Origin of the sequence: Perspicuibacillus lycopersici, from assembly GCF_025660475.1 — a bacterium.
GTDB lineage: Bacteria > Bacillota > Bacilli > Bacillales > Caldibacillaceae > Perspicuibacillus > Perspicuibacillus lycopersici.
In genome coordinates this window covers 140,643-156,494 of record NZ_JAOUSF010000001.1, presented here as the reverse complement: position 1 = coordinate 156,494, position 15,852 = coordinate 140,643, and the positions used below count along the sequence as shown (strand labels likewise).

General features: G+C 35.7%; 11 protein-coding genes and 1 pseudogene. 11 read left to right on the top strand and 1 reads right to left on the bottom strand.

Features of this window, described 5'->3' with window-relative positions:
• Nucleotides 1-11: 11 nt before the first annotated feature.
• The 10 genes from OEV98_RS00720 to OEV98_RS00675 all read left to right on the top strand — a co-directional run bounded on the left by OEV98_RS00720 (nt 12) and on the right by OEV98_RS00675 (nt 10,626).
• On the top strand, nt 12-722 hold the full coding sequence (locus tag OEV98_RS00720) for a hypothetical protein (protein ID WP_263071213.1): 711 nt from the start codon (nt 12-14) through the stop codon (nt 720-722).
• A 226-nt stretch (nt 723-948) separates the two neighbouring features.
• Entirely contained in the window at nt 949-1,665 is a 717-nt protein-coding gene (rpsB, locus tag OEV98_RS00715; protein ID WP_263071212.1) for a 30S ribosomal protein S2, read from the top strand.
• Nucleotides 1,666-1,831: 166 nt separating this feature from the next.
• Complete coding sequence (gene tsf, locus OEV98_RS00710) at nt 1,832-2,713, top strand: translation elongation factor Ts (protein ID WP_263071211.1); 882 nt, start codon at nt 1,832-1,834, stop codon at nt 2,711-2,713.
• A gap of 256 nt (nt 2,714-2,969) precedes the next feature.
• Nucleotides 2,970-3,692, top strand: coding sequence for a UMP kinase (pyrH, locus tag OEV98_RS00705; protein WP_263071210.1), 723 nt, complete (start codon nt 2,970-2,972; stop codon nt 3,690-3,692).
• A 2-nt stretch (nt 3,693-3,694) separates the two neighbouring features.
• Nucleotides 3,695-4,252 carry a ribosome recycling factor gene (gene frr / locus OEV98_RS00700; protein WP_263071209.1) on the top strand — a complete coding sequence of 186 codons (558 nt, stop codon included), beginning with the start codon at nt 3,695-3,697 and terminating at the stop codon, nt 4,250-4,252.
• A 331-nt stretch (nt 4,253-4,583) separates the two neighbouring features.
• Nucleotides 4,584-5,360: an isoprenyl transferase gene (locus OEV98_RS00695; RefSeq protein ID WP_263071208.1), complete on the top strand. Its 777-nt coding sequence runs from the start codon at nt 4,584-4,586 to the stop codon at nt 5,358-5,360.
• A 14-nt stretch (nt 5,361-5,374) separates the two neighbouring features.
• A complete protein-coding gene (locus OEV98_RS00690; protein WP_263071207.1) occupies nt 5,375-6,169 on the top strand; it encodes a phosphatidate cytidylyltransferase in 795 nt (264 codons plus the stop codon).
• A gap of 17 nt (nt 6,170-6,186) precedes the next feature.
• Nucleotides 6,187-7,335, top strand: coding sequence for a 1-deoxy-D-xylulose-5-phosphate reductoisomerase (gene dxr / locus OEV98_RS00685; RefSeq protein WP_263071206.1), 1,149 nt, complete (start codon nt 6,187-6,189; stop codon nt 7,333-7,335).
• Nucleotides 7,336-7,402: 67 nt separating this feature from the next.
• Nucleotides 7,403-8,659 carry an RIP metalloprotease RseP gene (gene rseP / locus OEV98_RS00680; RefSeq protein ID WP_263071205.1) on the top strand — a complete coding sequence of 419 codons (1,257 nt, stop codon included), beginning with the start codon at nt 7,403-7,405 and terminating at the stop codon, nt 8,657-8,659.
• Nucleotides 8,660-8,931: 272 nt separating this feature from the next.
• Entirely contained in the window at nt 8,932-10,626 is a 1,695-nt protein-coding gene (locus OEV98_RS00675) for a proline--tRNA ligase (protein WP_263071204.1), read from the top strand.
• Between the two features lie 239 nt (nt 10,627-10,865).
• Here OEV98_RS00675 and OEV98_RS00670 read toward each other — a convergent pair.
• Nucleotides 10,866-11,198 (bottom strand): annotated as a pseudogene (locus OEV98_RS00670) (transposase); the annotation flags it as partial.
• Nucleotides 11,199-11,468: 270 nt separating this feature from the next.
• Between OEV98_RS00670 and OEV98_RS00665 the strand changes: the two are divergent.
• Nucleotides 11,469-15,794: a PolC-type DNA polymerase III gene (locus OEV98_RS00665; RefSeq protein ID WP_263071203.1), complete on the top strand. Its 4,326-nt coding sequence runs from the start codon at nt 11,469-11,471 to the stop codon at nt 15,792-15,794.
• Nucleotides 15,795-15,852: the final 58 nt, after the last annotated feature.

Genomic DNA, 15,852 nt, shown 5'->3' with positions numbered 1-15,852 from the left:
GGAAGAGTATTATGCTATTTCTTGTAATCATTAATATACTGTTAACCGTAATTGCACTACTTGCAATTATTACGTTATTCATGAGACAAAACCGTCTAATGAAAATGGAGAAAAAATATAAAAGAATAACAAAAGCGTTAGAGGATTCTATCGAAGCATTTTTGTTTCAAATGAAAGAAGAAAATGAACAGTTCATTGCTAATTTCCAAAAAATGCAGCATGAACCACATGATGCAATGGAACTAAACAAAGAATTTAAAAGTCTAGCCACTTCAGAAGCACCAGAATTGAAGGACAATGAGGTAAAATTAAAAGATCTAAAGGATATTTTAGACGACCATTATCCTCAAGAGGAATCCTCACCATATAAAGGAGAGCAAACAGAGAGTAATATGACTTTGGAAAACCCTTTTCCGTATGAAAAAGCACTTAATCATTATCAACCGGAATTTGAAGTGGCAAAAAATAATGCAACAACACTGGAGTATCCTGCTATCGAAAAAAATACACAGGAGATAACCAATCCTATTGTTAATGACGATAATAGCTTTAATAAACATGATAAAGATGTAAATCAAATAAAAAATATGTTAATGGACGGATTAACAATTGAAGAAATTGCAAAAGCTGTAAATAAAGGAAAGACAGAAATCGAGCTATTGATTAGATTTACTCCCGCTCTTTCGACACTCGCGAAAAACAGTATGAATCAAAATCATTAGGTTAATACAAAGAAAAGAAATATTTAAAATATTATTTTCTCTAAATCTAATCTTGATTGTCGTAAATTATTATGCTATATTATTTGATGGTGTTAATACACACGCTTATGGATTTGAGTAGTGGTGCTGTAAAAGAAATAAGCAATTATACTTATAACTTTAACAGTCCTATTTAAAGATGAAGTGAGCGGAGGATAAATAAAACCATAACAGGAGGAAACAAAAAATGACAGTACTTTCTATGAAGCAATTGCTTGAAGCTGGTGTACACTTTGGACACCAAACACGCCGTTGGAATCCTAAAATGAAAAAATATATTTTCCAAGAAAGAAACGGCATTTACATTATTGACCTACAAAAAACAGTGAAAAAAGTTGAGGAAGCTTACAACTTTATGAAAGAAATCGCTGCAGAAGGCGGTAATGTTTTATTTGTTGGTACGAAAAAACAAGCACAAGAATCTGTGAAATCAGAAGCAGAACGTGTTGGTATGTACTATGTAAACCATCGTTGGTTAGGTGGAACATTAACAAACTTTGAAACAATTCAAAAACGTATTCAACGCTTGAAAGCTATTGAAAAAATGGCTGAAGACGGTACATTTGAAGTACTTCCTAAAAAAGAAGTAGTTGGATTGAAAAAAGAACAAGAACGTTTAGAAAAATTCCTAGGCGGAATTAAAGATATGAAGGGTCTTCCAGATTGCTTATTTGTAATCGATCCTCGTAAAGAACGTATCGCAGTTCAAGAAGCACGTAAATTAAATATTCCTATCGTAGGTATTGTAGATACAAACTGTGATCCGGATGAAATTGATTACGTAATTCCAGCAAATGATGATGCAATTCGTGCTGTTAAACTATTAACTGGTAAAATGGCTGATGCAATCTTAGAAGCAAAACAAGGTGAAGAAGTAGAAGTTGCTGCAACATCTGCTGAATAAGGGATTTTAACAATAAAGGTGATAAGAGGAAACCCTTATCACCTTTTTTTAAGAAAAGCAAACCACCCGTTGTATCTTATGTAAAGCACAAGCACACATTCGGGAAACAATAGAGTAATTTAGTACATAAAGTGCAAAATATAAAAAATTGAAGGAGGAAACAATCATGGCTATTACAGCGCAAATGGTTAAAGAATTACGTGAAAAAACTGGTGCAGGAATGATGGACTGCAAAAAAGCATTAACAGAAACTGACGGTGATATGGATAAAGCAATTGATTACCTTCGTGAAAAAGGTATTGCAAAGGCTGCGAAAAAAGCGGATCGTATTGCTGCAGAAGGTATTACTTACATTTTAACTGAAGGTAATGATGCAGTTATCCTTGAAGTTAACTCTGAAACTGACTTCGTAGCGAAAAACGAAGGATTTACAACACTAGTTTCTGAATTAGCTAAACATTTACTTAAAAACAAACCAGCAACAGTAGAAGAAGCTACAGAACAAACAATGGATAATGGTGTGAAAGTATCTGAGCATATTAACTCTGCTATCGCAAAAATTGGTGAAAAACTTACACTTCGTCGTTTTACTGTTGTAACAAAAGGTGATAACGATGCATTTGGTGCTTACAAGCATTTAGGTGGACGTATCTCTGTATTAACACTTCTTGAAGGGACAACTGATGAAAGTGTTGCGAAAGATGTTGCAATGCATATTGCTGCATTAAATCCTAAATATGTATCTCGTGACCAAGTTTCACAAGATGAAGTAGAACGTGAAAAAGAAGTATTAAAACAACAAGCATTAAACGAAGGTAAACCAGAAGCAATCGTAGAAAAAATGGTAGTTGGCCGTCTTGGCAAATTCTACGAAGAAATTTGCCTACTAGATCAAAGCTTTGTAAAAAATCCAGATCAAAAAGTAGGTCAATTTGTAAAATCTCATAATGCAACAGTAAAAAGCTTCGTACGTTATGAAGTTGGTGAAGGCTTAGAAAAACGCCAAGAAAACTTTGCTGAAGAAGTTATGAGCCAAGTGAAAAAATAATCTAATTACGTTTGAAGGTTGACTTGTCAAATGTATGATGTCCAATTAGTAAATTCTTGACATCATACATTAGTGTCAACCTTTTTTACAAAGGCTATATTGAGTGGATGTATTTTATTGATGAGCGTATGCAGCGTGCATTGACACGATTTGCTATTTACGAATAAAAATTTATACGTAATAAGACGATATTGCCGACAAAAATAACAAATGAATTCTAATTATTATTATTGCAATAGTCCTAATGGGGGTACATATGACTAATCCTAAATATAAACGCATTGTTTTAAAATTAAGTGGTGAAGCTCTAGCTGGTGAGCATGGATTTGGAATAAATCCGTCAGTCATTAAATCAATCGCGGAACAAGTAAAGGAAGTTGCTGAACTAGATGTAGAAGTAGCTGTAGTTGTTGGCGGTGGAAATATCTGGCGTGGAAAAATTGGTAGTGAAATGGGAATGGATCGTGCAACTGCTGATTATATGGGGATGCTAGCTACTGTAATGAACTCATTAGCACTTCAAGATAGCTTAGAACAGCTTGGCATTGAAACGCGAGTACAAACCTCTATTGAAATGCGCCAAGTAGCAGAACCGTATATTCGTCGTCGTGCTATCCGTCATCTTGAAAAGAAACGTGTCGTTATTTTTGCAGCAGGTACAGGAAATCCATACTTCTCTACAGATACAACAGCTGCATTAAGAGCTGCTGAAATTGAAGCAGAAGTTATTTTAATGGCGAAAAATAATGTTGATGGGGTATATACCGCAGATCCAATGAAGGATAAAAATGCGAAAAAATATACAGAACTATCTTATTTGGATGTTATTAAAAATGGCTTACAAGTAATGGATTCTACCGCTTCTTCATTATGTATGGACAATGATATTCCTCTTATAGTATTCTCGATTATGGAAGAAGGAAATATTAAAAAAGTTGTACTCGGTGATAATATCGGTACGATCGTAAGGGGGAAATAAGAATGTCAAAACAAGTATTAACAAATGCGAAAGATAGAATGTCTAAAGCAATCTCTGCTTATACTCGAGAACTAGCTTCTATTCGTGCAGGTCGGGCAAATGCATCGCTATTAGATAGAATTGTTGTTGATTATTATGGTGCGCCAACACCAGTCAACCAATTAGCTTCCATCTCTGTTCCGGAAGCACGGATGCTAGTTATTCAACCGTATGATAAAACAATTTTAGGCGACATCGAAAAAGCAATTATGAAGTCTGACCTTGGTATTAATCCAACTAGTGATGGCTCTATCATTCGTATGGTGATTCCTGCGCTAACAGAAGAACGTCGTCGTGAGCTAGCAAAATTAGTGAAAAAAGAAGCAGAAGAAGCAAAAATTGCAATTCGAAATGTTCGTCGTGATGCAAATGATGAATTGAAGAAGCTTGAAAAAAATGGCGAAATTACGGAAGATGAATTGCGTAGACTTTCTGATGACGTACAAAAAGTAACGGATGACAGTATTTCGAAGGTAGAACAATTGACTAAGGATAAAGAAAAAGAAATTCTAGAAGTATAATCTATTTATTTGTCTATACTAAGAAATAATAAATTATTTGATAAGACCCCTCGAAAATAGGGGTCATTTCTTTTATATTTAGTAAACGATCTATGGGAATTCATACTCCATTTTATTTTGTATATGAAATAATTTTTAATCTACCTTGAAAATAGCAAGCGAAATGATAAAAATTTTGGTATGATAAGTAAAGTCAGGAAAATTGCTTTCCTTTTTTTGGCTAGCTCTAATATTACATTATAAGTTTGTATAATAATAAACTGTTAGGAAAAACAAAATAGACTAGCATTCCGCTTATTATATGTGATTGGTGAATACTGGAGGATGGACCATGTTTTATAATAGATTTTTTCGAAAGAACAAAAAAAATACAGAGAATACGAAACAACGAATAAATAATGTGAAAAAGCATCAAGTGCCTGCACATGTTGCAATCATTATGGATGGGAATGGCCGCTGGGCAAAAAAAAGATCACTACCTCGTGTTGCTGGACATCATGAAGGAATGAAGGTTGTTAGAAAAATTACTGTATTAGCAAATGAAATTGGTTTAAAAACGTTAACATTATATGCTTTTTCAACGGAGAATTGGAAACGACCGAAATCTGAAGTTGATTTTATTATGAAATTACCAGAAGAATTCTTAAATATTTATCTTCCTGAATTAAAGGAAAAAAACGTTCGTGTGCAGATGATTGGGGATAAAACTAATATCCCAAAACATACATTGCAAGCAGTTGAAAAGGCTATGAATGATACTAAGGATAACGACGGACTTATTTTAAATTTTGCGCTTAATTATGGTAGCCGCGCTGAAATCATCTCTGCGGTGAAAAATGTCGTAAAAGATGTGAAAGATGGTATAATAAGTGAAAATGACATTAATGATGAATTGTTTTCTCAATATTTAATGACAAAGCACTTAACAGAACCAGATTTATTGATTCGAACAAGTGGTGAAATACGATTAAGTAACTTTATGCTATGGCAATTGGCCTATACTGAATTTTGGTTTACAAAAGAATTATGGCCAGATTTTAACGAAGAACATTTCCTCCAAGCAATCGAACAATATCAAAACCGTTCGCGTCGTTATGGTGGAATATAAAGGTGAGGTTTTGAATGATACAAAGAATCATCACAGCAGTTATCGCAGCTTTGATTTTTTTACCATTAGTAATTATTGGCGGTATTCCATTTATAGTATTAATTTATTTAATGGCATCTGTCGCACTTTATGAAGTATTACGGATGAAACAAATAAAGATTTTATCCATACCAGGAATTCTTTCTGTAATGTTATTATGGATTTTCTTATTACCTACAGAATATATAAACGTTTTTGGACATATAGATGATGGAAAGACAGAGATTATCCTTTTCGGTGTGTTAATTTTTCTTTCCTACTCTGTTCTATCGAAAAATCGTTTCTCCTTTGAATCAGTAGGCTTTTGTATGTTAGCTGTTCTATACCTCGGCATTGGTTTTTACTATTTGATGGCGACAAGAGCAGAAAGTATCCTTTTTGTGTTTTTTGCCTTAATTTTAATTTGGGCAACAGATTCAGGTGCATATTTTATCGGAAAATCCTTTGGTAAGCGGAAATTATGGCCAGAAATTAGTCCAAATAAAACAGTAGAGGGGTCTGTAGGTGGAATTATTTGTGCTATTGTTGTTGCACTTTTATTCTTCTATTTAACCGATTTGAATAACAGTTTTTCTTTAGTAAAACTACTGGTCATGTCTGTTTTATTATCTGTATTTGGACAACTTGGAGATCTTGTAGAATCGGCTTTAAAGAGATTTTACAATGTGAAGGACTCTGGGACATTATTACCTGGTCATGGCGGGATTTTGGACAGGGTAGATAGTTGGCTGTTTGTAATGCCATTATTTATTTTTCTACATAATTTATAAACGGGTGTGTGAGGGTATTGAAAGGAATTAGTTTATTGGGTGCTACAGGCTCTATCGGGAAACAAACATTAGATATTTTACGAATTCACCCAAAAAAATTTAAGCTTATTGCCATATCGGTTGGTAAAAATATCGAGCTAGCGAGAAAAATCATTGCACAATTTCAACCGAAACTTGTATCTGTACAAGAAAAGCAGGATTATGAAATATTATTGAAGGAATTTCCTAGCTCTATTAAATTCACCTATGGGTTAGAAGGGATAATAGAAGTTGCAACCCATCCACAAGCAGAAGTATTGGTTAACGCAATTTTAGGTAGTGTTGGACTTTTACCAACTTTACAAGCGATCGATGCAGGAAAAACAATAGCTTTAGCGAATAAAGAGACATTAGTAACGGCAGGACATCTTGTAATGGAAAAAGCAAAAAGTAAAAATGTACCAATTTTACCGGTGGATAGTGAACATTCTGCCATTTTCCAAAGTTTAAATGGGGAGAATCCGAAGAATATTGAAAGACTAATTATAACTGCTTCAGGTGGGAGCTTTCGAGATAAAACACGTGATCAGTTAGAATCGGTTACAGTGCAGGATGCATTAAATCATCCGAACTGGTCGATGGGAGCAAAAATTACGATTGATTCTGCCACGATGATGAACAAAGGATTAGAAGTAATTGAAGCCCATTGGCTGTTTAATATTCCTTATGAAAAAATAGATGTAGTATTACATCGAGAAAGCACCATTCACTCGCTTGTTGAATTTCATGATAGTAGTATTATTGCACAATTAGGAACACCGGATATGAGACTTCCTATTCAATATGCTCTATCTTACCCAGAACGGCTACCTTTACCTGCTGAACGGTTAAATTTGGCAAAAATTGGCTCTCTACATTTCCAGGAAATGGACATGGATCGTTTTCGCTGTTTACGTTTTGCCTATGAAGCTGGGAAAATTGGCGGCACGATGCCTGTAGTATTAAATGCAGCAAATGAAGTTGCTGTAGCTGCATTTTTAGCTGGTAAAATACCGTTTTTAGCAATAGAAGATTGGATTGAACAAGCATTAGAAAATCATTCGAGTATTGAGAATCCGTCGCTAGAAACGATTCTAGCGGTAGATATGGAAACACGGACGATTGCACAGCAATTTCATAAATTGTAAAGCATCTTTTGTTCATACATAAATGATCATCATTGGTCAAAACTTAATCACAAAGGTGGTATGTTAAGTGAGTACTCTTACAACCGTTTTAGCTTTTATCATATTATTTGGCGCACTCGTTTTTTTCCATGAGTTAGGACATTTTATATTTGCCAAAAGGGCTGGAATCCTTTGTCGGGAATTTGCCATTGGTTTTGGACCAAAAATCTTTTCTTATAAGAGAAACGAAACATTATACACGATCCGGTTGTTACCAATTGGTGGATATGTTCGAATGGCAGGCGAAGATCCTGAACTGATTGATTTACGTCCTGGCCTTCGAGTAGGGTTAGTTTTTGATGAGCAGGAGAATGTAAAAAAAATTATATTAAATCGAAAAGAAAAATATCCTGATGCTCGTGTCATTGAAGTTGAAAAAGCAGACATTGAACATCAATTAATCATTAGTGGATATGAAGAAGATGATGAGTACTCATTAAAAACGTATCATATCAATCGGAATGCTGTGATAGTAGAAAATGGTGTAGAAATTCATATTGCTCCATATGATCGTCAATTTTCTTCGAAATCATTAGGTGCCCGAAGTTTAACAATGTTTGCAGGTCCGTTTTTCAACTTTATTTTGGCGTTTTTAATCTTTATTATTATTGGTCTTTTTCAAGGAGTTCCTTCTACTGAACCAATATTGGGGGAAATTACCGACGATGGTTCAGCAAATGAAGCAGGGTTAATGGAAGGAGACGTAGTCTATTCTATTGATGGTGCACAAGTTACAAGCTGGATGGATATAGTTGAAATCATTCAAAAAAATCCAGATAAGACAATTACCTTTACTGTGGAAAGAAATGGCGATATGGTCGATATTCCCGTCGTTCCACAAAATATTGACGGGGAAGGAAAAATTGGCGTTTATCAACCAATGGTACAATCTCCATTACAGGCGTTTAAATATGGTGTAACGGAAACATGGTTTTGGATTAAACAAATCTTCATTATTCTTGGTGATTTGGTGACTGGCGGCTTTACGATTGATGCATTTTCTGGTCCAGTTGGAATCTATGCTTCCACAGAAGCGGTTGCACAATCTGGTATTTTTAACTTGATGCGATGGGGCGCATTACTAAGTATTAATTTAGGAATTATGAACCTCCTACCAATTCCTGCCCTAGATGGCGGAAGATTGCTATTCTTTGGAATTGAAGCATTAAGAGGTAAACCAATCGATAAAAATAAAGAAGGATTTGTTCATTTTATTGGCTTTGCATTATTGATGTTATTAATGCTAGTCGTAACCTGGAACGACATTCAACGATTTTTCCTATAAGCTGTATTTTTCTATCGTTATTTAAAATTTACGTCTGTTTTCTCATAGAGATTTATCCTTGGAAATAGTCCAGCAGACTGAATTCACTCCGCTTTTCTGCTGGATTCTCCCCTATTCAGATTGCTTTGCTTTTCTGAAATAAACATTATGGAATACAGTTTCCAAAACGAAAATAGTGATGCTTATTTGCATCACTTCTTTTATGATTTTAGCTATTAGACATACATAAACCAATTTGAATTTATTTATTAAAAAAATTAGAGGTGCACGATATGAAGCAAAGTTCAACATTAATACCAACACTACGAGAAGTTCCAGCAGATGCTGAAATAAAAAGTCATCAACTGCTTTTACGAGCAGGATTTATTCGCCAAATTGCTAGTGGCGTCTATTCTTACCTACCATTAGGAAATCGCGTGTTGAAAAAAGTAGAAGCAATTGTACGTGAAGAGATGGATAATATAGGTGCGGTTGAATTATTAATGCCAACGTTGCAACCAGCTGAGCTTTGGCAGGAAACAGGAAGATGGTATTCTTATGGAGCAGAATTAATGCGGATGAACGATAGACATGAGCGTCGATTTGCACTTGGACCTACCCATGAGGAGGTCATTACAAGTCTTGTACGGGATGAAATTAAATCCTATAAACGTTTGCCTCTTGCGCTATATCAAATTCAAACAAAATTCCGTGACGAGAAGAGACCGAGATTTGGATTATTACGTGGTCGTGAATTTGTAATGAAAGATGCATATTCTTTCCATACATCACAAGAAAGTTTAGACGAAATGTATCAAAAAATGGTACAGGCATATACGAATATATTCTCTCGCCTTGGATTGAATTTCCGTGCAGTAATAGCAGATTCTGGAGCCATTGGCGGTAAAGACACACATGAATTTATGGTGTTATCCGAAATTGGTGAGGATACAATTGCCTACTCTGATACGTCTGATTATGCAGCGAATATTGAAATGGCAGAAGTAGTTACTACCTATGAAAAAAGTAATGAAGCGCTACAAGAATTAACGAAAATAAATACTGGCAACCATAAAACCATTGAAGAGGTTGCTACATTTTTACAAGTTACACGAGAAAAATTAATTAAATCATTATTATTTGTAGTAGATGAAGAATATGTTCTTGTACTTGTTCGTGGCGATCATGAAGTAAATGATATTAAAGTCAAAAACCTATTAAATGCCACTTCCGTTGAACTAGCCAGTCCTGAGCAAACGAATGAAGTAATGGGATGTCCGGTTGGCAATGTTGGACCAATTGGAGCTAAAGTGAAAATTATTGCAGATTATGGAGTTCAATCGATCGTTAACGGTATTTGTGGTGCGAATGCGTTAGAAATCCATTATACTGGTGTCAATCCTACGAGGGATTTTTCTGTTGATCAATATGGGGATATTCGTTTTATTCAAGAAGGTGATCCATCTCCAGATGGAAAAGGAAGAATTTTGTTTGCAAAAGGTATTGAAGTAGGACATGTATTCAAATTAGGCACACGTTATAGTGAAGCAATGAATGCAGTGTATTTAGATGAAAATGGTCGATCCCAGACAATGATCATGGGTTGTTATGGAATTGGTATTTCTCGTGTGCTAACAGCAGTTGCTGAACAATTAGCAGATGATAAAGGGCTTATTTGGCCATCATCGATTACTCCATATGATGTCCATGTAATTGTTGTAAATATGAAAGATGAAGCACAAAAAAATGCTGGCTTGAATTTATATGATAAATTGAAACAAGAACGATATGATATTCTTTTAGACGATAGACAAGAAAGAGCGGGGGTAAAATTTGCTGATTCGGATTTAATTGGTATCCCAGTTCGAGTAGTTGTCGGGAAACGTGTTAGTGAAGGTATTGTAGAAGTGAAAATTAGAAAAACAGGCGAAACAATCGAACTTCCGATAGAACAATTATTATCTGAACTACCAAACGTAATCAAATAGTTTTTTATTAAGCGGCTTATCTACTGATCAGTGGCTTCAGACTGTCGACAAAAGGTATTGAGAGACATCCTCTCGGTGCCTTTTGTCATTTTTTGATGGAATTGCGGTTATAATCCGTTGATTTTCGCTCCGGGCACTTGCTTTCCGGGGGGCGGGCGGTGAGCTTCCTCGTCGCTTTCGCTCCTGCGGGATCTCACCTGTCCGCACATCCCCCAGGAGTCAAGCACCCTCCGCTCCAATCAATCAGTTTGGTCCACTCCAGCAGGTTGCCAAGTCCAAGTGGCCATTTTCTTCCATTTCATGGCAGCAAACGTAAGCGTCGCCTGCATGGACAATTTTTTAAGACCTCGTAAGCTTGTCCATCGCATACCATACTTTTCCTTCGCATCTACAAAAACACCTTCTACCGTCTCTTTGCGTTTTGTATAAATCTCTTTGATTTCATCGTTGTGACGTAAGTGTTCTGCCTCTTCTAAAAAAGCTTCCCAAATATGCCGTTGTATAAGCTTTTGATGGTTTTTACTATCCCTACACTGGGGTAAAAACGGATATTTTACACAAATCGATGAATTTGGTTGGTTTCTCCTCATCATGGAACGTCACCTCGAAAATCTTCGAGTTTGTCTACACTCTGAAGCGGCTTATCCACTGATAAGTCGCTTTTTACGTAAAGGAAAAATTTCGAGCCTCGTTCAAGCTGTCACTTTATGTTATAATACTGATGGAATGAAAATTGCCCTTTAAATAATTGGGCAATTTGTTGTTTTTACTAATAAAGATGAAATGACAATAGCACATTCAAATAGATGAATTAGTTATACCTTTTGATGTGGGGGGATATGATGAACGATGTAAGTGCAGGGAATAAGGAACGATTCCAGCTATTATTACAACAAATAGATATGGCAAATGATCGTTATTTTCCCTATTTAAAAAATGGGCAAATTGAAAAATTAGTGATAGAAAAAAAACTTAGGAAATGGGAGTTTCATTTTTTCATAGAAGCAGTACTACCATTTGAAGTGTTTCAAGAACTTTACACAAGGTTGAAAACAGCATTCCAGCATATTGCGGATGTTTCTTTTGTTTTAAATACCGAAAACAAACAAATTAATGAAAAGTTAATCGGTGATTATTGGCGCTTTGCCATTCAACAATTAGATGGTATGTCACCAGCATTATTATCTTTATTAAATGAACAGCTGCCGAAAATTGTTGGTAATAAAATCGTCGTTAATAGTAGAAATGAAGCAGAAGCTCTAACCCTTAAAAAGAAATATGCGCAATTAATTCTTGATACGTATATTACTTCCGGCTTCCCAACATTACAATTTGATGTTGAGACAGATTATCAAGGAAATAGTAAAGAGTTTGAGCAATTTCTTGCAGAGAAACAGCGGGAAGATGAAGAGCGGGCAAAACAGGCTGTTACAGAGATTCAAAGAAAGCAAGAACAGGCAACACAAAGCGTCGATGAGGAATCTGGTCCGTTAGTAATTGGTTATCAAATTCAAGGTGGACAAGATTTTAAAACACTTGATGAAATAACGGATGAGGAACGCCGAATTGTCGTGGAAGGCTATGTATTTGCATGTGAAACGAAAGTATTGCGAAGCGGACGAACATTATTAGAATTTAAAATTACAGACTATACGAACTCCATATTAGTGAAAATGTTCTCTAAAGATAATAAGGAGGATGCTGCTAAACTAAACCGTATGAAAAAGGGTATGTGGGTTCGCGTACGAGGAAATATTCAAAATGATACATTTGTCCGTGATTTAGTGATGATGGCAAATGATATAAATGAAATTAGTGGAAAGCAACGTGTTGATACAGCACCAGAAGGGGAAAAGCGCGTCGAGCTCCATTTGCACACACCAATGAGTCAAATGGACGCAGTTTCATCCGTTAGTGCATTAGTTGCCCAAGCGAGTAAATGGGGACATAAAGCTATTGCGATTACTGACCATGGGGTTGCACAATCCTTCCCTGAAGCTTTCAATGCCTCGAAAAAGCATGGAATTAAGGTTCTCTATGGAATGGAAGCAAATATTGTGGATGATGGGGTTCCGATGGCGTATAATCCAAAACACGAATTATTAAGTGATGCAACTTATGTTGTATTTGACGTGGAAACGACAGGATTATCTGCTGTTTACAACAAAATCATTGAGCTTGCAGCAGTAAAAATTCGAAATGGAGAAATTATCGACCGTTTTGAATCATTTGCAAATCCGAATCATTTACTTTCTGCATTTACAATCGAGCTAACTGGAATTACGGATGAAATGGTGAAAAATGCACCAGAGCCAGAAGAAGTGTTACGTAATTTTTATCAATGGTCTGGTGACGCGATTTTAGTGGCCCATAACGCATCCTTTGATACCGGCTTTTTAAATGCAGGATATCAAAAAATCGGCTATGGTAAATTTACTAATCCGGTAATTGATACATTGGAGCTATCGAGATTTATTTTTCCAGATATGAAAAATCATCGGTTAAATACGTTAGCGAAAAAATTAAACGTAGAGCTAACACAGCATCACCGTGCCATATATGATGCGGAAGCAACAGGATATATATTAATTAAATTGTTAAAGTTAGCGGAAGAAAAAGGTGCTATTTATCATGATGAATTAAATGCGTATGGGAAAAATGATACAAGTTATAAGCGTAGTAGACCATTTCATAGTGTATTACTAGCGCAAAATGCAGTTGGATTAAAGAACCTGTTTAAATTAATTTCTTTTTCCAATGTTAATTATTTCTATCGTGTACCTCGTATTCCACGTTCGTTATTAATAGAATATCGAGAAGGGATTATTGTTGGTTCCGGCTGTGACAAAGGCGAAGTATTTGAGGCAGCACAGCAAAAATCAATAGAAGAGGTAGAGGAAGTAGCGAAGTTTTACGATTACTTGGAAATTCATCCGAAAGAAGTATATGCTCCATTATTAGAAATGGATATTATCCAAGGGGAGCAACAATTAGAAGACATCATGAAAAAGATTGTAAAAGTCGGTGAAAACTTAAATATACCGGTAGTTGCGACAGGGAATGTTCATTATTTAAATCCTGAGGATAAAATTTATCGAAAAATATTAATTAACTCTCAAGGTGGCGCAAATCCGTTAAATCGACATCAGCACCCAGATGTACATTTTCGGACAACGGATGAAATGCTACAAGCATTTTCATTTTTAGGCGCGGAAAAAGCGAAAGAAATTGTAGTTGAAAACTCCAATAAGATCGCGGACATGATTGAGGAAGTAAAACCGATTCGAGATGAGTTGTATACTCCGAAAATTGAAGGAGCAGAGGATGAGGTTCGTTCGAAGAGCTATGAAATGGCAAGAAATATATACGGTGATCCACTTCCTGAAATTGTGGAAGCAAGGCTAGAAAAGGAATTAAAAAGTATTATTGGCCATGGATTTGCGGTTATCTATTTAATTGCACATAAATTAGTGAAAAAATCCTTAGATGATGGCTATCTAGTAGGATCTCGGGGTTCTGTTGGATCCTCATTAGTTGCAACGATGACAGAAATTACGGAAGTAAATCCGCTTCCACCTCATTATGTATGTCCAAACTGTAAGCAATCGGAATTCTTTAATGATGGTAGTGTAGGTAGTGGTTTTGATTTACCAGATAAAGATTGTCCAAATTGTGGTACAAAATATAAAAAAGATGGGCATGACATACCTTTCGAAACGTTCTTAGGATTCAAAGGAGATAAAGTACCCGATATCGATTTAAACTTCTCTGGGGATTATCAACCGAGAGCCCATAATTACACAAAAGTATTGTTTGGTGAGGATTATGTGTATCGTGCAGGTACAATTGGTACGGTTGCTGATAAAACAGCGTACGGCTATGTAAGAGGGTATGCAGAAGACAATCAAGTGGTTTATCGTGGGGCAGAAATGGAACGATTATCCCAAGGATTAACCGGTGTAAAGCGAACTACTGGTCAGCATCCAGGAGGTATTATTGTTGTTCCTGATTATATGGATGTATTTGATTTTACGCCAATTCAATTCCCAGCAGATGCTCAAGATTCCGAATGGAAAACAACCCATTTTGATTTCCATTCCATCCATGATAATGTGCTGAAATTAGATATTCTAGGGCACGATGATCCGACTGTCATTCGGATGCTCCAAGATTTAAGTGGAATTGACCCGAAAACGATTCCGACAGACGACCCAGAAGTAATGAAAATATTTAGTAGTACAGAATCGCTAGGTGTATCGGAAGAACAAATATTGAGTAAAACGGGTACTCTTGGAATACCTGAGTTTGGAACTCGATTTGTTCGACAAATGCTTGAGGAAACGAAACCAACTACTTTTTCAGAGCTTGTTCAAATTTCCGGTCTATCACATGGAACCGATGTTTGGCTAGGAAATGCACAAGAGCTTATTCAAAATAAAACATGTACCCTTAGTGAAGTAATTGGCTGTCGGGATGATATTATGGTGTATTTAATCTATCAAGGATTGGAACCTTCTCTTGCATTTAAAATTATGGAATCTGTTCGTAAAGGGAAAGGATTAACAGAGGACATGGAAGCAGAAATGCGAAAGGAAAAAGTACCAGAATGGTATATCGATTCTTGTAAAAAGATTAAATACATGTTCCCTAAAGCCCATGCTGCAGCATATGTATTAATGGCCGTTCGGATTGCCTATTTTAAAGTCCATCATCCATTACTATATTATGCAACCTACTTTACGGTTCGTGCGGAAGATTTTGATTTAGATGCAATGATCAATGGTTCAAATGCCATTAAGAAAAAGATGAAAGAGATCAATGATAAAGGATTAGATGCTTCTACTAAAGAGAAGAGTTTACTAACGGTTCTAGAATTAGCATTGGAAATGTGTGAGCGGGGATACTCGTTTCAAAAAGTAGATTTATATCGTTCTAGTGCTTCTGAATTCATTATTGATGGAAATACATTAATACCACCATTCAATGCAATTCCAGGATTAGGTACAAATGCCGCAATGAATATTGTAAACGCAAGAAAAGCAGGAGAGTTTTTATCAAAAGAGGACTTACAGCAACGAGGGAAGGTTTCTAAAACGATTATGGAGTATTTAGATAACCATGGTTGTTTAGAATCGTTACCAGAGCAAAATCAGCTCTCGCTTTTCTAATTTTTCCTCATTTGGAGAAAATGCTATAAAAGCTTTTAAACACCTATACTTTTACGGA